This is a genomic window from Mycetohabitans sp. B2, from assembly GCF_021733735.1.
Lineage (GTDB): Bacteria > Pseudomonadota > Gammaproteobacteria > Burkholderiales > Burkholderiaceae > Mycetohabitans > Mycetohabitans rhizoxinica.
In genome coordinates, this window is sequence record NZ_JAHKSP010000050.1 from 1 (window position 1) to 22,428 (window position 22,428).

The 22,428-nt window shown below is 62.2% G+C and carries 23 protein-coding genes, 1 tRNA gene and 1 pseudogene; 14 read left to right on the top strand and 11 right to left on the bottom strand.

Going from position 1 to position 22,428, the window contains the following annotated elements; translation table 11 throughout:
* Positions 1-275: 275 nt before the first annotated feature.
* From argB to KPG66_RS13000, 6 genes are all read left to right on the top strand, one after another.
* The gene (gene argB, locus KPG66_RS12975) at positions 276-1,175 is read left to right on the top strand and encodes an acetylglutamate kinase (protein ID WP_041753922.1); all 900 of its coding nucleotides are present in this window, start codon (positions 276-278) and stop codon (positions 1,173-1,175) included.
* Between the two features lie 2 nt (positions 1,176-1,177).
* Positions 1,178-1,906, top strand: coding sequence for a pyrimidine 5'-nucleotidase (locus KPG66_RS12980; protein WP_013436575.1), 729 nt, complete (start codon positions 1,178-1,180; stop codon positions 1,904-1,906).
* 329 nt (positions 1,907-2,235) lie between these two features.
* Entirely contained in the window at positions 2,236-3,381 is a 1,146-nt protein-coding gene (gene metX / locus KPG66_RS12985) for a homoserine O-succinyltransferase MetX (protein WP_237071106.1), read from the top strand.
* A complete protein-coding gene (metW, locus tag KPG66_RS12990) occupies positions 3,378-3,986 on the top strand; it encodes a methionine biosynthesis protein MetW (protein ID WP_013436579.1) in 609 nt (202 codons plus the stop codon). The genes metX and metW overlap by 4 nt, the downstream gene beginning before the upstream one ends.
* Before the next feature lie 26 nt (positions 3,987-4,012).
* Positions 4,013-5,296: an AmpG family muropeptide MFS transporter gene (locus KPG66_RS12995; RefSeq protein ID WP_237071107.1), complete on the top strand. Its 1,284-nt coding sequence runs from the start codon at positions 4,013-4,015 to the stop codon at positions 5,294-5,296.
* Positions 5,281-6,249, top strand: a complete 969-nt coding sequence (locus tag KPG66_RS13000; RefSeq protein ID WP_237071108.1) for a M48 family metallopeptidase — start codon at positions 5,281-5,283, stop codon at positions 6,247-6,249. Before KPG66_RS12995 ends, KPG66_RS13000 begins: the two co-directional genes overlap by 16 nt.
* Positions 6,250-6,286: 37 nt before the next feature.
* On the opposite strand, the gene KPG66_RS13005 is transcribed toward KPG66_RS13000, so the two are convergent.
* From KPG66_RS13005 to gatC, 5 genes are read right to left on the bottom strand one after another with little or no spacing between them, the layout of a single operon-like run.
* On the bottom strand, positions 6,287-7,063 hold the full coding sequence (locus tag KPG66_RS13005) for an exodeoxyribonuclease III (protein ID WP_237071157.1): 777 nt from the start codon (positions 7,061-7,063) through the stop codon (positions 6,287-6,289).
* Positions 6,948-7,388, bottom strand: coding sequence for a hypothetical protein (locus tag KPG66_RS13010; protein ID WP_232509300.1), 441 nt, complete (start codon positions 7,386-7,388; stop codon positions 6,948-6,950). The genes KPG66_RS13005 and KPG66_RS13010 overlap by 116 nt, the downstream gene beginning before the upstream one ends.
* Before the next feature lie 13 nt (positions 7,389-7,401).
* Positions 7,402-8,871, bottom strand: a complete 1,470-nt coding sequence (gene gatB, locus KPG66_RS13015) for an Asp-tRNA(Asn)/Glu-tRNA(Gln) amidotransferase subunit GatB (RefSeq protein ID WP_442929441.1) — start codon at positions 8,869-8,871, stop codon at positions 7,402-7,404.
* A gap of 2 nt (positions 8,872-8,873) precedes the next feature.
* Positions 8,874-10,367: an Asp-tRNA(Asn)/Glu-tRNA(Gln) amidotransferase subunit GatA gene (gatA, locus tag KPG66_RS13020; RefSeq protein WP_013436584.1), complete on the bottom strand. Its 1,494-nt coding sequence runs from the start codon at positions 10,365-10,367 to the stop codon at positions 8,874-8,876.
* Positions 10,368-10,389: 22 nt separating this feature from the next.
* Positions 10,390-10,689, bottom strand: a complete 300-nt coding sequence (gatC, locus tag KPG66_RS13025) for an Asp-tRNA(Asn)/Glu-tRNA(Gln) amidotransferase subunit GatC (protein WP_013436585.1) — start codon at positions 10,687-10,689, stop codon at positions 10,390-10,392.
* A gap of 333 nt (positions 10,690-11,022) precedes the next feature.
* Between gatC and KPG66_RS13030 the strand changes: the two genes are divergently transcribed.
* The 5 genes from KPG66_RS13030 to rodA are packed head-to-tail and all read left to right on the top strand — an operon-like array spanning position 11,023 to position 16,912.
* Complete coding sequence (locus KPG66_RS13030; RefSeq protein WP_076785893.1) at positions 11,023-12,066, top strand: rod shape-determining protein; 1,044 nt, start codon at positions 11,023-11,025, stop codon at positions 12,064-12,066.
* 35 nt (positions 12,067-12,101) lie between these two features.
* The gene (mreC, locus tag KPG66_RS13035) at positions 12,102-13,097 is read left to right on the top strand and encodes a rod shape-determining protein MreC (RefSeq protein WP_013436588.1); all 996 of its coding nucleotides are present in this window, start codon (positions 12,102-12,104) and stop codon (positions 13,095-13,097) included.
* Complete coding sequence (gene mreD, locus KPG66_RS13040) at positions 13,094-13,606, top strand: rod shape-determining protein MreD (RefSeq protein ID WP_013436589.1); 513 nt, start codon at positions 13,094-13,096, stop codon at positions 13,604-13,606. The genes mreC and mreD overlap by 4 nt, the downstream gene beginning before the upstream one ends.
* A gap of 16 nt (positions 13,607-13,622) precedes the next feature.
* On the top strand, positions 13,623-15,755 hold the full coding sequence (gene mrdA, locus KPG66_RS13045) for a penicillin-binding protein 2 (protein WP_157864447.1): 2,133 nt from the start codon (positions 13,623-13,625) through the stop codon (positions 15,753-15,755).
* An 8-nt stretch (positions 15,756-15,763) separates the two neighbouring features.
* Positions 15,764-16,912, top strand: a complete 1,149-nt coding sequence (gene rodA, locus KPG66_RS13050) for a rod shape-determining protein RodA (protein WP_013436591.1) — start codon at positions 15,764-15,766, stop codon at positions 16,910-16,912.
* A gap of 56 nt (positions 16,913-16,968) precedes the next feature.
* Here rodA and KPG66_RS13055 read toward each other — a convergent pair.
* From KPG66_RS13055 to KPG66_RS13080, 6 genes and pseudogenes are all read right to left on the bottom strand, one after another.
* Positions 16,969-17,055, bottom strand: a pseudogene (locus KPG66_RS13055) (tetratricopeptide repeat protein); the annotation flags it as partial.
* Between the two features lie 165 nt (positions 17,056-17,220).
* Positions 17,221-17,667, bottom strand: coding sequence for a 6-carboxytetrahydropterin synthase QueD (gene queD, locus KPG66_RS13060; protein WP_237071109.1), 447 nt, complete (start codon positions 17,665-17,667; stop codon positions 17,221-17,223).
* An 18-nt stretch (positions 17,668-17,685) separates the two neighbouring features.
* Positions 17,686-18,327: a 7-carboxy-7-deazaguanine synthase gene (gene queE / locus KPG66_RS13065; protein WP_041753925.1), complete on the bottom strand. Its 642-nt coding sequence runs from the start codon at positions 18,325-18,327 to the stop codon at positions 17,686-17,688.
* Positions 18,328-18,349: 22 nt separating this feature from the next.
* A complete protein-coding gene (gene queC, locus KPG66_RS13070; RefSeq protein ID WP_013436594.1) occupies positions 18,350-19,084 on the bottom strand; it encodes a 7-cyano-7-deazaguanine synthase QueC in 735 nt (244 codons plus the stop codon).
* A gap of 122 nt (positions 19,085-19,206) precedes the next feature.
* On the bottom strand, positions 19,207-20,475 hold the full coding sequence (locus KPG66_RS13075; protein WP_237071110.1) for a glycosyltransferase: 1,269 nt from the start codon (positions 20,473-20,475) through the stop codon (positions 19,207-19,209).
* A gap of 132 nt (positions 20,476-20,607) precedes the next feature.
* Positions 20,608-20,690 (bottom strand) — tRNA-Ser (locus KPG66_RS13080).
* A gap of 669 nt (positions 20,691-21,359) precedes the next feature.
* Between KPG66_RS13080 and KPG66_RS13085 the strand changes: the two genes are divergently transcribed.
* The 3 genes from KPG66_RS13085 to KPG66_RS13095 all read left to right on the top strand — a co-directional run bounded on the left by KPG66_RS13085 (position 21,360) and on the right by KPG66_RS13095 (position 22,317).
* Complete coding sequence (locus KPG66_RS13085; RefSeq protein ID WP_237071159.1) at positions 21,360-21,506, top strand: phage virion morphogenesis protein; 147 nt, start codon at positions 21,360-21,362, stop codon at positions 21,504-21,506.
* A gap of 161 nt (positions 21,507-21,667) precedes the next feature.
* Positions 21,668-21,904: an antitoxin gene (locus tag KPG66_RS13090; RefSeq protein ID WP_237071111.1), complete on the top strand. Its 237-nt coding sequence runs from the start codon at positions 21,668-21,670 to the stop codon at positions 21,902-21,904.
* Positions 21,904-22,317 carry a type II toxin-antitoxin system VapC family toxin gene (locus tag KPG66_RS13095; protein ID WP_237071112.1) on the top strand — a complete coding sequence of 138 codons (414 nt, stop codon included), beginning with the start codon at positions 21,904-21,906 and terminating at the stop codon, positions 22,315-22,317. Before KPG66_RS13090 ends, KPG66_RS13095 begins: the two co-directional genes overlap by 1 nt.
* Positions 22,318-22,428: the final 111 nt, after the last annotated feature.

Here is a 22,428-nt window from a genome sequence, read left to right on the forward strand (position 1 = left end):
CAATGGGAGAGCGCAGAAACTGAAATGAAGGCCTTCTTTGAGCGAAACCGATTCGATCAGGCAACCCGCGATGAGATGCTGAACTCACGGAACTATTGTTGGTCCCGCAATTATCAGACACCGTAATTGGCTTGCGGCCGCGATGCTGCCGATGACCGAGTTGCACACCACTTGGCCCGATACCGTGTAGTTAAAAAAGCCTGCCGGGCGGCATCGTGCCGACACTTCAGTCCTGTACAATTCGCGGTTGTTTGCCTGCTCAGTCTGCTCGCACCATGTCCGACACCAACAATTTGCCAGCCATCTCACCCGCGCTGAAGGCCGAAATCCTCGCGGAAGCGCTGCCTTACATCCGCCAGTACCACGGCAAGACGGTCGTGATCAAGTACGGTGGCAACGCGATGACGGAGGAGCGCCTGAAGCAAGGCTTTGCACGCGACGTCGTACTGCTGAAGCTGGTGGGCATCAATCCGGTCATCGTCCATGGTGGCGGCCCGCAGATCGACCAGGCGCTGAAGAAAATCGGCAAGCAGGGCACGTTCATACAAGGCATGCGCGTGACAGACGAGGAAACGATGGAGGTCGTCGAGTGGGTGCTCGGCGGCGAGGTGCAACAGGACATCGTCACGCTGATCAACCATTTTGGTGGCCACGCAGTCGGCTTGACGGGCAAGGATGGCGGACTGATCCACGCACGCAAGCTGCTGATGCCGGACCGAGAAAAGCCAGGTGAATTTCTCGACATCGGCCAGGTCGGCGAGGTCGACTCAATCAATCCCGCGGTTGTGCGGGCACTGCAAGACGATGCGTTCATTCCCGTCATCTCGCCGATCGGCTTCGGCGAGGACGGGCTCGCGTACAACATTAACGCGGACCTAGTTGCGGGCAAGCTGGCGGTCGTGCTAAACGCGGAAAAGCTGGTGATGATGACCAACATCCCAGGCGTGATGGACAAGAGCGGCACACTGCTCACGGACCTGTCGGCGCGCGAGATCGATGCGCTGTTTGCCGACGGCACGATCTCCGGTGGCATGCTGCCGAAAATCTCGTCGGCCCTGGATGCCGCCAGGAGCGGCGTGCGCTCCGTGCACATCATCGACGGACGCATCGAGCACTCGGTGCTGCTCGAAATCCTGACCGAGCAGCCGTTCGGCACGATGATCCGGTCACACTGATCATGGCCGCGCGCGCCCGCCGGCGGCGCATTGCCCATCCGCGCGGCCCAGTCTGGCTGTTCGACCTGGACAATACGCTGCACCACGCGTCGCATGCGGTGTTTCCGCAGATCAATCAGGCGATGACTGACTACATCGAGCGTGCGCTGCAGGTCAGCCGGGACGAAGCGGACCGGCTGCGTGTGCACTACACGCAGCGCTACGGTGCGGCACTGCTGGGACTCGCGCGGCACCATCCACTTGATCCCGACGATTTTCTCGCGCAGGTCCACCGATTCCACGACCTGCATTCGATGCTGCGCGCCGAGCGCGGACTCGCCCGGCTGTTGCGTGCGCTGCCCGGGCGCCGGATCCTGCTAACCAACGGCCCACGCCGCTACGCACAGGCCGTGCTCGACGCCCTGGGCATCACCGAGCTGTTCGAGCAGGTAATCGCCATCGAGCAGATGCGGTACCGCGGCCGCTGGCACGCCAAACCCGATGCCGGCATGCTGCGACGCACGTTACGCCACGCGCGGGTGCGCCCGCACGACGCAACGCTGGTCGAGGACACCCGCTCGCACTTGAAACGCTACAAGCGCCTGGGAATACGCACCGTATGGATGGTTGGGCACTTACCACCCGTGCCCAGGGCTTCGGGCGGCACGCCGGCGCTGGCGGGCACTGGACGTGCGCACTATATCGACTGCCGCGTACGCTCGATAAAATCGTTACGACTCACGCGCCGCTAAGCGCACCGCGGAGGGCACCATGTGGCAGCCGCTCAAACGCCCCTGCACGACGCTCGAGCATGCCGATGAATAGTTGCGGCTGTGGCTGCAATAGCGGCCATACCTACGTCAGTAAAACGATTTCGTTTATACTTGTCAGTCACTAGCTTTCCTCTGCGCGCCGATTTGCTGACTCGATTGCGGGCGCGCGAACCCATGCGGTTCAGTACAAATCCGGCTAAAGCGGTTGTCAGCGGTTCATGCGTGCGCCCATACACGCAGCGCCTTTGACCCTTCGCCGACTTACTGCCCGCACGCCCGCGCAAGCGGACAACCACACAGGCAAGGGTATGAGTTCGATCGGCATCGTCGTTCCACAAACGCTCCACTTCGCCACACCGCTGCCCCTGCAAAGCGGCCTGTCACTCGCCGGCTACGATCTGGCGATTGAAACCTATGGCACGCTCAACGCCGCGCGCTCCAACGCGGTGCTCGTCTGTCACGCGCTAAACGCGTCACACCATGTGGCCGGTGTGTATGAACACGAGCCCAAAAACCTCGGCTGGTGGGACAACATGGTGGGCCCGGGCAAGCCACTCGACACAGACCGCTTCTTCGTGATCGGCGTGAACAATCTCGGCTCGTGCTTCGGCTCCACCGGTCCGATGAGCATCGATCCGGCCACCGGCCTGCCCTATGGCGCGCGCTTTCCGGTGATCACCGTAGAGGACTGGGTCAATGCGCAGGCGCGCGTCGCCGATCATTTGGGCATCGAGCGTTTCGCCGCGGTGATGGGCGGCTCGCTCGGCGGCATGCAGGCACTCGCCTGGAGCATCATGTATCCGCAGCGCGTCGCGCATTGCGTGGTCATCGCCTCGACGCCCAGGCTCTCGGCACAAAACATCGCGTTCAACGAGGTCGCTCGCTCGGCGATCCTATCGGATCCGGATTTCCATGGCGGTGACTATTATGCGCACGGCGTCAAGCCGCGCCGCGGCCTCAGAGTCGCGCGCATGATCGGACACATCACGTATCTGTCCGACGACGACATGGCCGCGAAGTTCGGCCGTGCGCTGCGTCGCGCGGACGGGGCGCTGGATGCATACAACTTCAATTTCGACGTCGAATTCGAAGTCGAGTCGTACCTGCGGTACCAGGGCGATAAGTTCGCCGACTATTTCGATGCCAATACCTATCTGCTCATCACGCGCGCATTGGACTACTTCGATCCCGCCAAGGCGTACGACGGCGACCTGACCGCGGCGCTCGCACAGACGCAGGCCAACTACCTCGTGATCAGCTTTTCGACAGACTGGCGTTTCGCGCCGGCGCGCTCGCGCGAGATCGTCAAGGCGCTGCTCGACCACAAGCGCAACGTGTCCTATGGCGAAATCGACGCGCCGCACGGCCACGACGCATTCCTACTCGACGACACGCGCTATCACAACCTGGTGCGCGCCTATTACGAACGCATCGCCACGGAGATCGGCGCATGAATCAGCAAGCCTTCGATACCCTGTCCACCCGCGCCGATTTCCGCATGATCGCGCGCTGGGTCGAGCCGCGCGCGAGCGTACTCGATGCCGGCTGCGCGGATGGCTCGCTGCTGGCCATCCTCGCCGAGGAATTGGGCGTGCAGGGCTACGGAATCGAAATTAACGATGCGGGCGTGCTCGGCTGCGCACAAAAGGGCGTGAACGTGATCCAGCAGAATCTGGAGGACGGCCTGCGGCTGTTTGAAGACCAAAGCTTCGATTTCGTGATCTTGTCTCAGACGCTGCAGACCCTCCACCAGATCGCGGCGATCCTGCGCGAGACCGTGCGGGTCGGCAAGGAGTGCATCGTGTCGTTTCCGAATTTCGGCTACTGGCGGCATCGGCTCGCGGTGCTCAACGGCCGCATGCCAGTCTCCAAGTCGCTGCCATACCAGTGGCACAACACGCCGAACGTGCGCGTGCTGACGATCCACGACTTTGAAGCCCTCGCCCCGGAGGTCGGCATCCGGATCCTGGACCGGGCCATACTGCACGGCGGCCGCGCGATCCGATGGGGGACGAACTGGCGTGGTAGTCTTGCAGTCTATCGCGTCAAGAAAAGTTGACCGCCCCGTTCGGTCACCGCAGATCCATGTCCACTCCGCCTCAGGAAACCCGCACACTGACCGCACACGCCCCCCAATCGGGCTGGCGAGCCTACTTCAACACACGCATGTTGATCTGCGTGCTCCTTGGATTCACGGCGGGCCTGCCGCTGTTTACGCTGATGAGTCTGGTGCAGGCGTGGCTGTGCAGCAGCGGCGTCGATATCAAGACCATCGGCCTGTTCGCGTTGCTGCAATTTCCCTATACGTGGAAATTCGTGTGGGCGCCGTTAATGGACCGCTTCGTGCCCGGGTTGGGCCGCTGGCGCCCTGGGCGCCGGCGCGGCTGGATGTTGCTGACTCAGCTCAGCGTGCTGACGCTGGTCGCCACCATGGGCTTTGTGTCGCCGAGCAACTCGATCCGTACGGTGGCCGTGCTCGCAGCCGCCCTTGCATTCGCCAGCGCAAGCCTGGACATCGTGCTCGACGCGTACCGACGCGAGCTACTGAAAGACGCCGAGCAGGGCCTCGGCACGGCGATCCACGTCAACGCATACAAGCTGGCCGCCCTCGTGCCCGGTTCGCTGTCGCTGATCCTTGCGGACCACTTCGCGTGGTCAACGGTCTTTGCGGTCACCGCGGTATTCATGCTGCCTGGCGTGGTGACGGCGTTCGTGGTACGCGAGCCACAGGTGCAAGGCACATTGCCACGCACGCTAGAGGAAGCCGTGGTGATGCCGTTTCGCGAATTCATCGCGCGCGACGGTGCCAAGCAGGCACTGATCGTGCTGACGTTCGTCTTTCTGTATAAGCTCGGCGACAGCATGGCGACGTCGCTGGCGACGTCGTTCTACCTGGACATCGGCTTTACGAAGACTGAGATCGGACTGGTGTCTAAGACCAGCAGCTTCTGGGGAAGTATTGCCGGCGGCATCCTCGGCGGCGTGTGGCTAATGCGCATCGGCACGGCGCGCGGCTTATGGATTTTCGGCGTCGCGCAGATGGTCGCGGTGCTCGGCTTCGCGGCGCTCGCCCGCATGGGCTATACGCTGCCTGGGCTAGCCGTGGTCATCAGCCTTGAGGCGTTCGCCACAGGCCTGGGTACGGCCGCATTCACCGCGTATATCGCCAGCACGACTGACCCGCGCTATACCGCAACGCAGTTTGCGTTGTTCACCAGTCTCGCATCGGTACCTCGCACGTTCGCCAATGCTGGCGCCGGCTATCTCGTCGCGCAGATCGGCTGGTTTGAGTTCTTTTTGCTGTGCGCTGCGCTGGCGATCCCGGGCCTGCTGCTGCTACCGCGGATCGCACCATGGAGAGCGCGCTGATGCGGCGCCCGTATGTCGGTTGGCGCTCTGGGCGCGCTCGGTGCCCGCGGCCGCCCCGGGCGGGCGTCTTGGCGCTCGCCAGACCACTGGCCGGCGTGGTGCTGCTGATCGGCGGTGCCGTCGCGCCACTGTCCGGCGCGCAGCCGAGCACCGGCAACGCCGGATCATATGATCCAGCTCAAGCGGTGCGCTTCGGCAACTCGGCGGCATTCCGCAACCTGATTTCGCCGTCGATGCTTGAGCAACAGGCCAGCGGCGAATACCAGCAATGGGTGCACAGTGCCCAGCAGCGAGGACAATTGTTGCCCGACGGCGACCCGCAGGTCAAACGGGTACGCGCGATGCTGCAAAGACTTATCCCGTATGCGCTGAAATGGAACGAGCGCGCGAAACAGTGGCACTGGGAAGCCTATGTGGTGCGCTCGCAGCACGTGATGATCCGCTGCCTGCCCGGCGGCAAACTGCTGATCGACAGCGCGCTGCTCACGCGTCTGCGCCCGAACGACGACGAACTGGCGATGCTGATGGGCCACATGGTGGCTCACGCGTTGCGCGAACACGCGCGCGAGCGCTTGGGTCGGCAACAAGCCATGCAATTGGGCGCCGGCGCGATCCCGCAGTTGTTCGGGCCAGCCGATCTCGGGTCCGCGCCGTTGGGCGTCAGCACGCAGCTCGCACACTTACGCTACGATGCGGCCGACGAAACCGAGGCTGACGTGATCGGCAATGAGATCGCATCGCGCGCCGGTTTCGACCCAAGGGCCGCGCTGGCGGTATGGAGACGGGCCGCCGCCCTGCCGGGTGCCAGCCAAACGAGCTTCATTGCGACCCATCCGATGACGCCGCAGCGCGCCACCGACCTGCGCAAACGATTGCCCGACATGCTGCCTCTGTACGCAAAGGCACTCGGCACGACCCCCGACGCATTGCCGCGCTACCGACGCCACCGTTGAGCCATGTGGCGCCGCAGCGGACGCGACGCGTACCGTATCACGCTGCGTGGCGACGCAGCGTGTAGTCGTAGTCGATCGTCAGCGGCGCATGGTCGCTGAACTTGATATCGCGGAAGATCGACGTGCGCCTAGCCGTCGAGGCGATGCCCGCTGTCGCGATCTGGTAGTCGATCCGCCATCCGACGTTTTTCGCATAAGCCTGGCCGCGATTGCTCCACCATGTGTATTGCTCGGGCCGCGGATCCAGCGCGCGAAAGACGTCCACATAGCCAAGCTCGTCGAATACCTTGCTTAACCATGCGCGCTCTTCGGGCAGGCACCCCGAGTTCTTCTGGTTGCTCTTCCAATTCTTGATGTCGATTTCCTTGTGCACGATGTTGATGTCACCGCAGAAAATCACTTCGCGCTCGCGCCGAAGCGCATCCAGATGCGCATAGAAATCGTCCATGAAGCGGTACTTGACCGCCTGCCGCTCCTCGCCGCTCGAGCCCGACGGCACATAGACCGACACCAACGACAGGTCGCCGTAGCGCAGCTCGACATAGCGTCCCTCGTGGTCGAACGCCTTGCTGCCGAAGCCGGCGATGAACTCGTCTGGTTCATGCCTCGTATAGATCCCGGCGCCGCTGTAACCCTTCTTCTGTGCATGCTGGAAATAGCCGGTGAAGCCGTGCGGCGCGAGGAATTCGGGTGTCATGTCATCCTGCGAGCACTTGATTTCTTGCACGCAGACGATGTCGGCGTTCTGTTCGCCGAACCAGTCGAAGAAGCCTTTCTTCGTGGCGGAACGTATACCGTTCAGGTTGGCGGTAATGACTCGCAGCATGGTTTGTTGTTTCCTTGTTGACGAATGACCGCGGAAGCCGGCGGCGCGCGACGGCCTGCACGGATGACTCGACGTCGATGACGTTGCGCGATGCCTTCTTGGTCAGGAAATAGCGCAGTTCCAACCCCGACAGCAGCCGCCGTAACAGCTCGGCGACTATCAGGTTGCGATGCGTCTTCGAGTCTGCTGGCACGCTGTACCAGCGCGCAGGGTCAACCGACGTCACGGCGAGCCGTTCCTCGTAGGCGCGCTGATAGTCATCCCACTGCTTGCGGACCTGGATATCAGTGATGCCCGCGGCATGACCACGCACCTGCCGCGCATAATTAGGACAGCTTTTTCTTCAGCAGTTCGTTGACCTGCTGCGGATTTGCCCGCCCCTTCGTGGCCTTCATCGCCTGGCCGACCAGCGCGTTGAACGCCTTGTCCTTACCCGCGCGGTATTCATCGACGGACTTCGGATTGGCGGCAAGCACCTCGTCCAGGATGGCCTCGAGCGCGCCGCTGTCGGAGATCTGCCTGAGCCCCTTGGCGTCGATGATGCGGTCGGCCGCTGTGTCGTCGGTGGCCTTCTCGTCCCAGATCGCTCCAAAAATCGCCTTGCCGATCTTGTTCGAGATCGTGCCGTCGGCGATTCGCACGAGAACCAGCGCCAATTGCGCGGCCGATACCGGCGACTGCGCGATGTCCAGCCCATCGCGGTTCAACTGCGACGCAAGCTCGCCCATCACCCAGTTCGCTGCCATCTTCGCATTTGCCACGCCCGCCTTGGACACCACTTGCTCGTAGTACGCGGCAAGCGCCTGTGATGTCGTGAGCATGCCCGCGTCATAGCCAGGCAAACCGTACTGCTCGGTAAAGCGGCGCTTCATCGCGTCCGGCAATTCCGGCAGTGCGCGGCCGACCTCGGCAATCCACTCACTGTCAATCACAAGCGGCATCAGGTCCGGGTCGGGGAAGTAACGGTAGTCATGCGCGTCTTCCTTGCTGCGCATCGAGCGCGTCTCGCCGCGGTCCGGGTCGTACAACCGAGTTTCCTGCACGACGGTGCCGCCGTCCTCGATCAGCTCGATCTGGCGGCGCACCTCGTATTGGATCGCCTCCTCCAGAAAGCGGAACGAGTTCAGGTTCTTGATCTCGGCGCGGGTGCCCAATGCCTGCTCGCCGAGCCGGCGCACCGACACGTTTGCGTCGCAGCGAAACGAGCCTTCCTGCATGTTCCCGTCGCAAATACCCAGCCAGACAACCAGCGAATGCAATGCCTTTGCATAAGCCACCGCCTCGGCGGCGCTGCGCATGTCCGGCTCGGTCACAATCTCTAGCAGCGGTGTGCCAGCACGGTTCAGGTCGATGCCGGTCATGCCGGCGAAATCCTCGTGCAACGACTTGCCGGCGTCCTCCTCCAGGTGCGCGCGGGTCAACTGGATAGTCTTCTCGTACGCGTCGCGGCCGGCCTTTTCGTTCGCCTCCACCTGGATCGTGATCGAGCCGCCTTGCACGACCGGCAACTCGTACTGACTGATCTGGTAGCCCTTGGGCAAATCCGGATAAAAGTAATTCTTGCGCGCAAATACGCTGCGCGGCGCGATCGCCGCACCGATCGCCAACCCGAAGCGTATCGCGCGCTCCACGGCGCCGCGGTTGACCACCGGTAGCGTGCCTGGCAGCGCCAAGTCGAGCGCGCACGCCTGCGTGTTCGGTTCTGCGCCGAAGCGCGTCGCTGCGCCAGAGAAAATCTTCGACTGGGTCGACAACTGCACATGCGTCTCCAGCCCTATCACCACTTCCCACTGCATAGTCAGACTCCCGCCGGCGCTCGCTTGTGCCAGTCGGTGACGCGCTGGAACGCATCGGCGACTTGCAGCATCCGCGCTTCGTTGAAATAGTTGCCGATGATCTGCAGCCCGACCGGCCGCGTTGCGTTCGCACCCGTGCCAAAGCCGCACGGCACGCTCATGCCCGGCAGGCCAGCCAGACTCGTAGACAACGTGTAGATGTCCGCCAGATACATCTGTATCGGGTCGTCGCTCTTCTCGCCCAGGTTCCATGCGACGCTCGGCGATACCGGCCCCATGATGACGTCGCACTGCGCAAACGCGTTTTGAAAGTCCTGCGCAATGATTCGGCGAATCTTCTGCGCTTGCAGGTAGTACGCGTCGTAGTAACCGTGCGATAACACGTACGTGCCGACCAGGATCCGGCGCTTGACCTCCGCACCCAAGCCTTCCGAGCGGCTCTTCTTGTACATGTCGAGCAGGTCGCGGTACTCGCTCGCGCGATGGCCATAGCGCACGCCGTCAAAGCGCGACAGGTTCGACGACGCCTCAGCTGGCGCAATCACATAGTAGACCGGGATCGACAGCGCCGTCTTAGGCAGCGATACGTCCACCCGCGTCGCGCCAAGTTCTTCGTATTGCCGCAGTGCCACATCGATCGCCGCCTGCACGTCGCCCGACAGCCCCGCGCCGAAGTACTCGCGCGGCAACCCGATGCGCAGCCCGGCGAGCGGACGGCCGGCGAGTGCACCGGTATCCTGCCACGGCTTGCCGAGCCAGCGCGTGTAGTCTTCCGCGTCGCGTTGCAGGCTCGTTGAATCGCGCGGGTCAAAACCGCTCATCGCGCCTAGCACGAGCGCGCAATCGGCTGCCGAGCGCGCCATCGGCCCGCCCTGGTCGAGCGACGACGCGAACGCAATCATCCCGTAGCGGGAGACGCGGCCGTAGGTCGGCTTGATGCCGGTGATCCCAGTTAGCGACGCCGGCTGGCGAATCGAGCCGCCGGTGTCGGTGCCGGTGGCCACGGGCGCCAGTCCAGCGGCCACCGCCGCGGCCGAGCCGCCCGAGGAGCCGCCCGGCACCGCGTTACGGTCCCACGGGTTGCGTACCGGGCCAAAGAATGAATTCTCGTTGGATGAGCCCATCGCGAACTCGTCCATGTTGGTCTTGCCCAGCGTGACCATGCCCGCCGCCGCCAGCCGCTCGACAACCGTCGCGTCGAACGCACTGACGTAGTCGGCCAGCATCCGGGAGCCGGCGCTGGACTTCCAGCCGCGGGTCACGAACACGTCCTTGTGCGCAACCGGCAGGCCGAGCAGCGGCCCGCGTTCGCCGCGCGCGAGCCGTTGGTCAGCCGCGCGCGCCGCGTCCAGCGTCAGTTGCGGATTCACGTCGATGAACGCGTTCAGCTCGCGCGCGGCCTCGATACGTTGCAGGAAGTGCTGCGCAAGCTCGAGCGCCGATACCTGTTTCGTATCGAGCGCGGCGCGCAATTCAGTAAGGCTTTTCTGATGCATCGTGCGGTTTTCCTGCGTCGCGTTATTCGATCACTTGCGGGACCAGATAGAGGCCGTCTTGCACCGCCGGCGCGCAGCACTGGTTGTCCTCGCGCCGTACGTGCTCGGTCACGGCGTCCTCGCGCAGCCTCAGCGCGACGTCCTCGATCTGCTCGGTCGGATGGGCGAGTGGCGCGATGCCAGTCGTGTCCACGGCCTGCATCTGCTCGACCAGGCCGAAAAACTGGTTCAGTTGCTCGAGCGTGTGCTCAGCCTCGCGTTGCCCAAGCTCGATGCGCGCCAAGTGTGCGATGCGGTTTACGTCAGTGAGGGTCAAGGCCATGCGGTCACCAAGGATGGAGGGGAAAGCGGGCGAAGACGCCCTTGCTTTTCTTCGAATGAGCCAAAATTATAAGGTATCATTACGCGTTCGCCCTAAACCCGGCCGGCCTTACCGTCATCTTTTAGCAATGTCCTGCGCGCGCACGTACTCCCGTCGCTGCGGCATTCGCGTTGCCCGGATGCGCGCACCGCCTGCGCCGGTAAAATTTTTGTTCCCGCAGCTTCGTGACTGCGCGGCGGCCGCCTTCCGGACCTCTGCCGAAGCTGTTGTTTGACCCGCCGCCGGCGCATACGCACATTTCCCGCGACCGGCACCCGCGAGACAGGATTTTTAATGTTCGGTTTTCTCCGCAGCTATTTCTCGAACGATCTGGCGATCGATCTGGGCACCGCCAACACACTGATCTACATGCGCGGCAAGGGTATCGTGCTCGACGAGCCGTCGGTTGTATCGATCCGCCAGGAAGGCGGGCCCAACGGAAAAAAAACGATCCAGGCCGTGGGCAGGGAAGCCAAGCAGATGCTCGGTAAGGTGCCGGGCAACATCGAGGCGATTCGCCCGATGAAGGATGGCGTGATCGCCGACTTCCGCGTCACCGAGCAGATGATCAAGCAGTTCATCAAGACCGCGCATGAGTCAAGGATGTTCTCGCCATCACCGCGGATCATCATCTGCGTGCCGTGCGGCTCGACACAGGTCGAGCGCCGGGCGATCCGCGAAGCCGCGCTCGGCGCCGGCGCATCACAGGTCTACCTGATCGAGGAGCCGATGGCCGCAGCGATTGGCGCCGGCTTGCCCGTGTCGGAGGCGACCGGCTCGATGGTCGTGGACATCGGCGGCGGCACGACCGAAGTGGGCGTGATTTCGCTCGGCGGCATCGTATATAAGGGCTCGGTACGGGTTGGCGGCGACAAATTCGATGAGGCGATCGTCAACTACATCCGCCGCAACTACGGCATGTTGATCGGCGAGCAGACTGCCGAGGCGATCAAAAAGGAAATTGGCTCGGCGTTCCCCGGCTCCGAAGTGAAGGAAATGGAGGTCAAGGGCCGCAACCTGTCCGAGGGGATCCCGCGCAGCTTCACGATCTCGAGCAATGAGATCCTGGAAGCACTGACGGACCCGTTGAACCAGATCGTCTCGTCGGTCAAGATCGCACTGGAGCAAACGCCGCCGGAACTAGGCGCCGATATCGCCGAGCGCGGCATGATGCTGACTGGCGGCGGCGCCCTGCTGCGCGACCTGGACCGGCTGCTTGCGGAGGAAACGGGGCTGCCGGTGCTGGTAGCCGAGGATCCGCTCACGTGCGTGGTACGCGGATCCGGCATGGCGCTCGAGCGGATGGACAAGCTCGGCAGCATCTTCTCGTACGAGTGATCAGACTGAAGTAAGCGCGGTTTCGGGCGTCGACCATGGAATACAGTCCGCCGCCCCTATTCAAGCAAGGTCCTTCGGCGCTCGCGCGTCTGTTCACGTTTGTCGGTCTCGCGCTTGTGCTGCTGATGACCGACGCGCGTTTCCAGACGCTCGAAGTCGTGCGCGAAGTGATCGGCACGGGGCTTTATCCTTTGCAACGCGCGGCGTTGGTGCCGCGCGATCTAATCGTCGGCGGCGCCGACCTGTTCATCACGATCCATTCGTTGCGCAGCGAGAACCAGACGCTGCGCGACAAAAACCTGCAATTGTCGATACGTGCGTCGCAAGCGGTCCAACTGCTGGCCGAGAACGAACATCTGCGCCGGCTGCTGCAGTTGCAGCAACATTCAACGATACAGACCACGCCCACTGAGATTCAGTACGACACGCGCGACCCGTTCACGCAGAAGGTCATCATCGCCGGCGGCAGTCGGCAGGATGTGCAAGCCGGCGCACCGGTGGTGAACGAAAATGGCGTCATCGGGCAAGTCACGCGCGTCTTCCCGCTGCAGTCTGAAGTCACGCTGCTAACCGACAAGGACCAGGCGGTGCCGGTGCAGGTGGTACGCACCGGCATTCGCAGCGTGGTTTACGGCACCCCCAAGGGGGACCTACTGGATTTGAGGTTCGTGCCGACCAGCGCCGATGTGAAGACCGGCGACGAACTGGTGACAAACGGGCTGGACGGCGTCTACCCGCCGGGACTGCCGGTGGCCAAGGTCATTCACGTTGACCGCCAAACGGACACCACGTTCGCCCGGGTGGTCTGCGAGCCGCTCGCGCCGGTGCGAGGCGCCCGCCAGCTGTTGGTACTGCGCTACGATGCGCGTACGCCGCCGCGTCCCACCGACACGGGCACCGGCGCAGCCAAGGATGCCGGCAAGGCAAAGGCCAGAAAGGGCGCGAAGGCGGCCGCCGGCAACAGCACCGCAAAACCGGCCGCCACACCCGGCCGAGCCGCGTCGGCCACGGTAATCGGGGCACGGCAATGAACCGACCCCATCACATCCTGCTGCCGGTCAATCCGTACTTCATTGCATTCAGCCTGGCCGCCGCGTTTTTTTTGAATCTGCTGCCATGGGGCAAGTGGATCGGCGTACCCGATTTCGTCGCGATCGTGCTGCTGTTTTGGAACGTGCATCAGCCACGCAAGGTCGGCATGGGCATCGCGTTCCTGCTTGGACTGTTGATCGACGTGCACGATGCGGGCCTATTCGGCGAGCACGCGCTCGCCTACACGCTGCTGTCGTACGGAGCCATCATGGTACACCGGCGCGTGCTGTGGCTAGCGCTGGGCGCGCAGGTCTTCGTCGTGATGCCGCTGCTGGTGGTCGCGCAGGTCGTGCCGTTCGTGATTCGGCTGATTGCCGGCGGCGCATTCCCGGGCTGGGGCTACTTGCTGGATGGCTTCGTCGGCGCGCTGCTATGGCCGATTGCAAGCGTGCTGCTGCTGTTGCCGCAGAAACGCGCGGCCGACCCCGACGACACGCGACCGATTTGACCGGGCCCGCGCGCAGATGACAGAGTTTAACAATCCCCGGCAGGCGCTGGCGCGCTTCAAGTTTCGCGTGGCCGCCGCGAGCGTGTTCATGTTCGCGTGCTTCGCGCTGATCGGCTGTCGCTTTCTGTACCTGCAGGTCTGGAACTACAACAAATATTCGCTGCAGGCTGACGAGAACCGCATCTCGGTCGCGCCGATCGTGCCGAATCGCGGCATCATCATCGACCGCAACGGCGTGGTGCTCGCAAAAAACTACTCGGCCTACACGCTAGAGATCACGCCATCGAAGCTTGACGGCACGCTGGATGAGGTTATCGAGCGGCTGTCGGGCGTGGTCAATATCGATGCACGCGACCGCCGCCGCTTCAAGAAGCTGCAGGAGGACGCGAAAAACTTTGAGAGCTTACCGATCCGCACGCGGCTGAGCGACGACGAAGTGGCCCGCTTCACCGCGCAGCGCTACCGGTTTCCGGGCGTGGAAGTGCGCGCGCGGCTGTTTCGGCAATACCCGCTCGGTACGACTGCAGCGCACGTGATCGGCTACATCGGCCGTATTTCGCAACGCGACCAGGAGCGCATCGACGCGACCAGCGAAAAAAACGACAATGATCCGGAGCACTACGATCCGCGGCTCGATGCGAACAACTACAACGGCACCGACTATATCGGCAAGATCGGCGTCGAGCAGAGCTACGAGACCGAGTTACACGGCGTGACGGGCTTCGAAGAAGTCGAGGTAACCGCGGGCGGGCGTCCGGTGCGCACGCTGTCGCGTACCCAGGCCAAGCCCGGCAACAATCTGCGGCTGTCACTCGATATCGGCCTGCAGCAAAGCGCGGAACAGGCATTTGCAGGCAAGCGCGGCGCGCTGGTCGCAATCGAGCCATCGACGGGCGACGTGCTTGCGTTTGTGTCGTCGCCCAGCTTCGACCCGAATCTGTTCGTCGAGGGCATTGATCAGCCAACCTGGGACGAGCTGAACACGTCACCCGAGCGGCCGCTGCTGAACCGGCCGCTGCGCGGCACCTATCCGCCTGGCTCGACATACAAGCCGTTTATGGCACTGGCCGCACTCGCCGCGCACAAGCGTACGCCGCACTGGGGCTTCCAGGATCCGGGCTCGTACACGTTCGGCGGCCACACGTTCCGCAACGACGTGCCCCAGGGGCAGGGCTGGGTCGACATGTACCGTTCGATCGTCGTATCCAACGACACGTATTACTACATGCTCGCGCACGACCTAGGCGTCAACACGATTGCGAATTTTATGAAGCAGTGGGGGTTTGGCCAGCAGACCGGCATCGACGTCGAGGGCGAGGCGCGCGGCGTGCTGCCGTCCACCGACTGGAAAAAGCGCGCCTATCGCAAGCCCGAGCAGCAGCGCTGGTACGACGGCGAGACGATCAGCCTGGGCATCGGCCAGGGCTACAATTCGTATACGATCCTGCAACTCGCGCACGCTGTCGCGACGCTGGCGAACAATGGCGTGATCATGAAACCTCACTTGGTCAAGGATGTCGAGAACCCGGTCACGCGCGAATTCCGGCTGACAGTGCCCAAGCCCAGCGGCCGCATCCAAGGCATCACGCAGGCGGACATCGACGTCGTCAAGCACGCGATGGAAGGCGTGATGGGCAGCCCCGCAGGCACCGCGTACAAGATCTTTGGTAACGCGCCCTATACGTCGGCCGGCAAGACCGGTACGGCGCAGGTATTTTCGCTGCAGGGTCAGAAATACCGTGCGCATGCGCTGGCCGAGCACCTGCGTGACCACGCGCTGTTCATCGCGTTCGCGCCGGTCGAGCGCCCGCAGATCGCGCTCGCATTGATCGTCGAGAATGGCGGCTGGGGAGCCCGGACGGCCGGCCCGATTGCCCGCAAAGTGCTTGACTATTATTTGATCGACCGCGTCAAGCCCGGTGCCGAAGCCGCCGCCGTCGCAATGGCGGCGTCGGCGACCGACCTGGGCAGCACGCCGATGATCGGCGGCGACATGCCCCCCGCCCCACAACCGATACCCGATCCGTACGAGCCCCCATCGGATCAGGGGCCGCGTGCGTCGGCCGACACGCCGACCGGCGCCCCACAACGCGCGCCGACCACGTTGCATCCATCCGGGCACGCGCACGGCGCCGCCCCGGCCCACTAGGAGTCGCCATGCCCATCGAGCCCCGCGTGCTAATTGGACGCGCAAAACGGATGTTCGCCGGCTTCGACAAGCCACTTGCGCTGATCGTCTTCTTGTTGCTATGTGTGGGCCTGTTCACGCTGGTCAGCGCCAGCATGGACGTGCCCGGACGCGTCGAGGACCAAATCCGCAATATCCTGCTCACATTCATGCTGATGTGGGCGATCGCGAACGTGCCGCCGCAGACGCTGATGCGTTTTGCCGTGCCCGCCTACTCGTTCGGCGTGGCACTGCTGATCGCCGTAGCGCTGTTCGGCTTGACTAAGAAAGGCGCCAAACGCTGGATCAATGTCGGCGTCGTGATCCAGCCGTCTGAAATCCTGAAAATTGCCATGCCGCTAATGCTCGCGTGGTACTACCAGCGACGCGAGGGCGTGATACGGTGGTACGACCACCTGATCGGCCTGATCATCCTGGCAATACCGGTCGGGCTGATCGCCAAACAGCCCGACTTAGGCACTGCACTGCTGGTGCTGTCCACGGGGCTGTTCGTAATCTACTTCGCGGGCTTGAGCTTCAAGCTAATCGTGCCGCTGTTGCTGGCGCTGGTGATTGGTGTCGGCTCGTTGATCGCAGCCGAGGACCGGATTTGTCAGCCGGACGTGCAATGGGTTCTACTGCACGACTATCAGAAGCACCGCGTCTGCACGCTGCTCGATCCAAGTTCAGACCCGCTTGGCAAGGGATTTCACACGATCCAAGCGGTCATCGCGATCGGCTCCGGCGGGACCTTCGGCAAAGGCTGGCTCAAGGGAACGCAGGCACACCTGGAGTTCATCCCAGAAAAACATACGGACTTTATTTTCGCCGTGTTCTCCGAAGAGTTCGGCCTGGCCGGTGGGCTCGTGCTGCTGTTCCTGTACCTGCTGCTCGTCGCACGTGGTCTGTACATCGCGGCCAACGGCGCCACGCTATTCGGCCGGCTGCTGGCCGGGGCGCTGTCGCTGTCCTTCTTCATATACGCATTCGTCAATATCGGCATGGTCAGCGGCATTCTGCCCGTGGTCGGCGTACCACTACCGTTCATGAGCTACGGCGGCACCGCGCTGATCACGCTGGGCATCGCGATCGGGATGATCATGAGCGTGGCACGACAAAAGCGCCTAATGCAAAGCTGACGACCGGCAACGTACTGCGCAGTCATATCACCGGGCTCGGCGGCCTTCTTGCATCAATAGGACGCCTGCCCATTGTCACGCGCCGTGCCGAGCCCGTCCTGGAACTGGTTTGCGAGCGCAAGCTGCACCTGCGTATGGCTCTGTCACGCCGCGAGCACAGGCCAGCAGGTACCTCGGCCGGGGTGCGCCCGCATAGGGTTCATCGCCGCACCGCTTGAACGGTTCGGCCGCGCGAAGACAGGGTTTCAGCAAATGGTCAGCTCGCTGATCGTGCCACTCCAGTGCAGCGGGCACGATCATACGCCCGCTCAGTCGCGGGTGATATCGGCCCAGCAATTGGGCGTCTCGTACAAGCGCACCTTAGCCAGCCGCAGGTTGATGCCGTAATGCGCATCATAGACGTGGGCCAGGATCTCGAACGCCTTGGCCGCCAGATTCTCGACGGTCGGGATTCGGTCCAGCACGACCGTCTTGTGGCCAGGCAGCGTATCGAGGAACGAACGGACCGTCACGTCCTGCTCATAGACGATGAACGCATGATCCCACACGTTCACCAAGCGCTCCATCGCCAGCCGTTTTACGTCGGCAAAATCCATCACCATGCCACGATCCGGCGCGCCTTCCGTGTCGACGAGCTCGCCCTGTAGCGTGATTTCCAGCACATACCGGTGGCCGTGCAGGTTCCTGCACTGGCTGCGGTGATCCGGGATACGGTGGCCTGCGTCGAATTCGAGTTTGCGCGTAATGGTCAGCACGGTGGTCCAGCGCCTGGTTCAGGGAATGTTCAAATACTTATGCGTCTGCATCGACAGGCGCCATTGCGGATGCCGCTTGCACCAATCCACGGCCAGCTTCGTGTTCAGTTCGCGCGACGGACCGTCCATCGGTTGCACGAGAAAATGCTCGAAATCCAGCCGCGCGTATTCCGATAACGGCTGGTTGTCCTGCGGGATCACGACCTTCAGTTCATTGCCGCGCGTCACTACGATGGACGAGCCGGCCTTCGGGCTCACGCAGACCCAATCGATGCCGGGTAGCACCGGCAAGGTGCCGTTGGTCTCAACCGCGATGACGAATCGCTCGCGGTGCAGCGCGTCGATCAACGCCGCATCGAGCTGCAACATCGGCTCGCCGCCAGTACAAACGACAAAACGGTATTGTGCCGCAGCCTCGCCGGGCGGCCACAGCGACGCGATCTTCGCCACCAGCGCATCGGCATCGCGATATTTGCCGCCGTTCTCGCCGTCGGTACCGACAAAATCGGTGTCGCAAAAGCGGCACACCGCATCCGCGCGGTCCTGTTCGCGGCCCGACCACAGGTTGCAGCCCGCAAAGCGGCAAAACACCGCCGGCCGACCGGCATTGGCGCCCTCTCCCTGCAACGTGTAAAAAATTTCCTTGACCGCGTACGTCATCTCACTGCCTGTCCCTGAAACGTCAAAGCGACGCGGGATCGACGCGTCTGCCATGCCGAAACGCGTGGTAGCCGCGTGCGCGCAATCTGCATGCCGGACACGCGCCGCAACCGAAGCCCCAATCGTGCAATTCAGCCCGCTCGCCGACATAGCATGTATGCGTCTCAACGCGGATCAGCTCGACCAGCGCTTCACCGCCGATCGATGCCGCAAGCCGCCATGTGTCGGCCTTGTCCAGCCACATTAGCGGGGTTTCGAGTACGAAACGCTGATCCATGCCCAGATTGAGCGCCACTTGCAGCGCTTTCATCGTGTCATCACGACAATCTGGATATCCAGAAAAATCCGTTTCGCACATGCCGCCTACCAGCACACCGAGCCCACGCCGGTACGCAACCGCTGCCGCGATCGTCATAAACATCAAGTTGCGGCCTGGCACGAATGTGTTTGGCAACCCGTTGGCCTGGGTCTCGATCTGAATCTCGCGCGTCATTGCCGTGTCGCTGATCGCACCCAGCACCGACAAGTCAACGCGATGGTCGTCGCCGAGCGTCTGTTTCCATTGAGGAAACGCGCGGATCAACGCATCGCGAAACCCATCGCGGCATTCCAGTTCGACGCGATGCCGCTGCCCATAGTCGAAGCCGAGAGTTTCGACGCGCTCATAGCGCGAAAGCGCCCATGCCACGCAAGTGGCCGAGTCCTGCCCACCGGAAAACAATACGAGCGCGCCGCGTTGGGCGTCTGTCCGAGTCACCGTGGTACTCCTTCGATGAGATGCAGGCGGTATAGGCCGGCGCCGCGCAGGCCATTGCGCGCGAGTGTGTACCGGTCATCGGCTTACCGGAGCTGCCGGAGGGCGGCGCAAAACAGTGGATTCTACCACGCGGATCCGCTGGGCGCAGACACGTCGGTCAATTCAGCACCGCGCTTGCACAAGCGCGAGGCCAGTTCCACAAAGCGGCGATTCGCCGCCTGGGGGCCGTATTCTTGTGCACGTGCATGCCCGCGTGATACCAAATCCCTGCGTAACGCATCATCCGTCAGTACGCGCTGCAACCCCTCTGCCATCGCGGCCGCGTCACCGACCGGCACCAGCAGTCCCGCTTCGCCGTCAGCAAGCACTTCCCGAGGACCGTTCGGGCAATCGCTTGACACAACCGGCGTACCAAGGGCCATTGCTTCGAGCAACACCATCCCAAACCCTTCGAAGCGGCTACTTAGGACCAGCACGCGCGCATGTCGCATGAGCGGAAACGGATTCGCACGAAAGCCGGCAAACACGACGCTATTGGTCAGCCCAAGGCGGCTGACTCGCTGTTCCAATACCGGTCGGTGAGGACCCTCACCGACCAGCACGAGCATCGCGTCATCATGACCGCGCTCGCGCATCCGTGCGTACGCGTCCAATAACGTTTCATAATCTTTTTGATTGCCATCGAGCCGCGCAACCGAGACGATGTACGAGCAGGCCGGCACGTCGGAAGGAGCCTGCGAGAGCGCACGAATCACCGCCGCATCCACAACGTTCGGCAATTCGACGACGTCCCGCAACTGTGCGCCGAACATCTGTCGCGCCTCGGCCGCCATGGCAGCGTTGAGGGTGGCCAAGCATGCGTAACGTGCGTACTGGCGCGCAAGGCGTCTGACCTTCGCTGGCCGGTCACTAAGCCGCGCTGCCAGACTAAAGTGGCTAACACCAATCCAAGGCTTGCCTCCCGCTCCGGCATGCTGCCGCAACGACAAATCGAAGTCGCAGATCAAATCATAGTGGACGGCAAGCGCGCCGATCTTGCGTGCAAACATTAAGCGCAAGCATGGACGCAGCAATAGTTGCTGCACGAGCCGGCCCGCTCGACTAAGCCGGCCATGCAGCCGCAGCACCTCCAGATGGTATTGCCATCGCCGATCGGCGAGAAAGTGTACGCGCACATCGTCCGGCAAGCGGGCCCGAAAATGCTGTTCAAATGCGTCTGTAGAAAATCCGACGATCAAATCGATCGCAAACATGCTGCGGTCCAATGCGTGCAGCCATCCGATCAGTGCGGTCTCGGTACCGCCATGTCCAAAATGGTCGATATAAAACGCGATACGAAACGGCTTCAGATCCGGCGCGCACGCCGCGTACATGTTGTGTTGCATGGCCATCCGGGTCCTGCTTTTCTGTTGCTTAAAGCGCCGAACGTATTGTGGCGCGACCGGCACACTGCATGGATCATGCGTTGGACAAACGAAAAACCTAAAAACCTTTCAGCTCTTGTTTTTTTGTCAACCAATCTGTGGTGGCCTGGAGCGGAATCGAACCACCGACACGCGGATTTTCAAAACGTACCGCAAGAACCACACCCTTGTCCGACAAGGCCTCGCGGCCTCCCAAGAAGCGAAAAGCGACCTGAGATACTACATAACTCGGCACAATCCTGGCACAGCTCGGTTCATTCTCGGCACACATTGCCTTTGCCGGCTAGCCCCGCTCGCCGTCGGCATTGTAACAGGAGCCCTGATAGCTGACGTGCGCCGCGCAGCGTAGTTGTTGCTTATGGCCGGGTGGCGCGCAGCGATACAAGACCCGTAAGGGGAAATCTGCGGGCGGCCCTACGACCGTATTCAAGTGCCCGGCCGTGCGAGGTATCCGAGGTTATCGCCAATGCCAGTTAGAAGGTCGATGCATTGTGCGAGTTGCTTGACAAGGCCGATACTGGGCAAGTACACGCGCAGTCGGTTTATCTATTACTGGAACCGTTGTGCCGTCAATTGATACACGCATCAAGTGACCTTGACGACATACTGTGACCTTTACCGTCCCTTGCTACGACAAGGGGCACAAAATGGCGGCGAACAAGCTGCGTGCCTTCAGTTGCGAACGTCAAAGTTTGTGCAAGTTGTTGCTTGCCGCTTCGCCCAAGCTCCAGCTTCGGCTCGGAGGGAGAAAATAAACGCACGATGTTTGTGAAGCTGCGCACCGCGCGACTGATGCGCATCGAGGTGAGCGAACAGGATCGGCCATTGGCTTTATAGGACGGGCAGCGCGCATTGCCCGCGTACACTCGTTCGGCGAGCGTGAGCGGGTCGCGCCGCGCGGACCGTACTACCGATACCCGGCGCGGGCGCTACTCGGCTTGTCCAACGCCGAGCGAACGCTGATTCGCGAGCCGCGGCTAGTCCATATATATCGGTAACCGAGCGCATGGCGTGCTATGCGTTCTAGAGGGATCACACATTAGCCTCTCGGTTTGGCACGCTCCCCAAGTACAACTGCATGAGGCCTCAGCCTCCCAGGTTGCTAGGCGGCGGATAACGGCATATGCTTATACATATGCCATCAATCTATAGGTACATCATGGCCGTCGTCAATAGACATGTTCGATTATTCCGCAATGGTCGGAATCAAGCTGTTCGTATTCCGCGTGAGCTGGAGCTGCCGGGTAACGAGGCAATTGTTCATCGCGAGGGTGATCGGCTGATCATCGAGCCAGTGACTGTTAAGCCGTTCAGCGAGTTGCTGGCGCAGTGGGCGCCGCTGGACGAGCGATTTCCTGACATCGACAATCTTCAAGCCGAGCCGGTGAATATGTAATGCCTTTGTATTTGCTTGACACTAATATCATTTCCGACGCGATTCGGAACACACGGGGCGCCTGTGCTACCCGGATTAAAGGGATGGCGCCCGACAGTCTCTGCACCTCGATCATCGTGGCAGCGGAACTACGCTTTGGGGTTGAAAAGCGAGGCTCTGCCGAGTTGAAGAATCGCGTCGATCGCGTGTTAGCGAGCCTTTCGGTGATGGCGTTGAATGGTGACGCGGACAAATTCTACGGGCGCCTGCGCACGACGCTTGAGCGGCAGGGCCAATTGATTGGCGCGAATGATATGCTCATTGCGGCCCACGCATTATCGATCGATGCGGTACTCGTGACGGATAATACCAATGAGTTTGCGCGGGTGGCCGATCTTCGAATCGAGAACTGGCTGGTTCATAGTCCAGGTTGAAACGATGATGGCAAGCTTGCCAAAGCGGAAGCATACGCCATTTTGAGGACCGGCCCTATGCCGTTGGATTGGAAAACTCTGTGGTGTTCACGCAGCGCGGCGACACGTTTC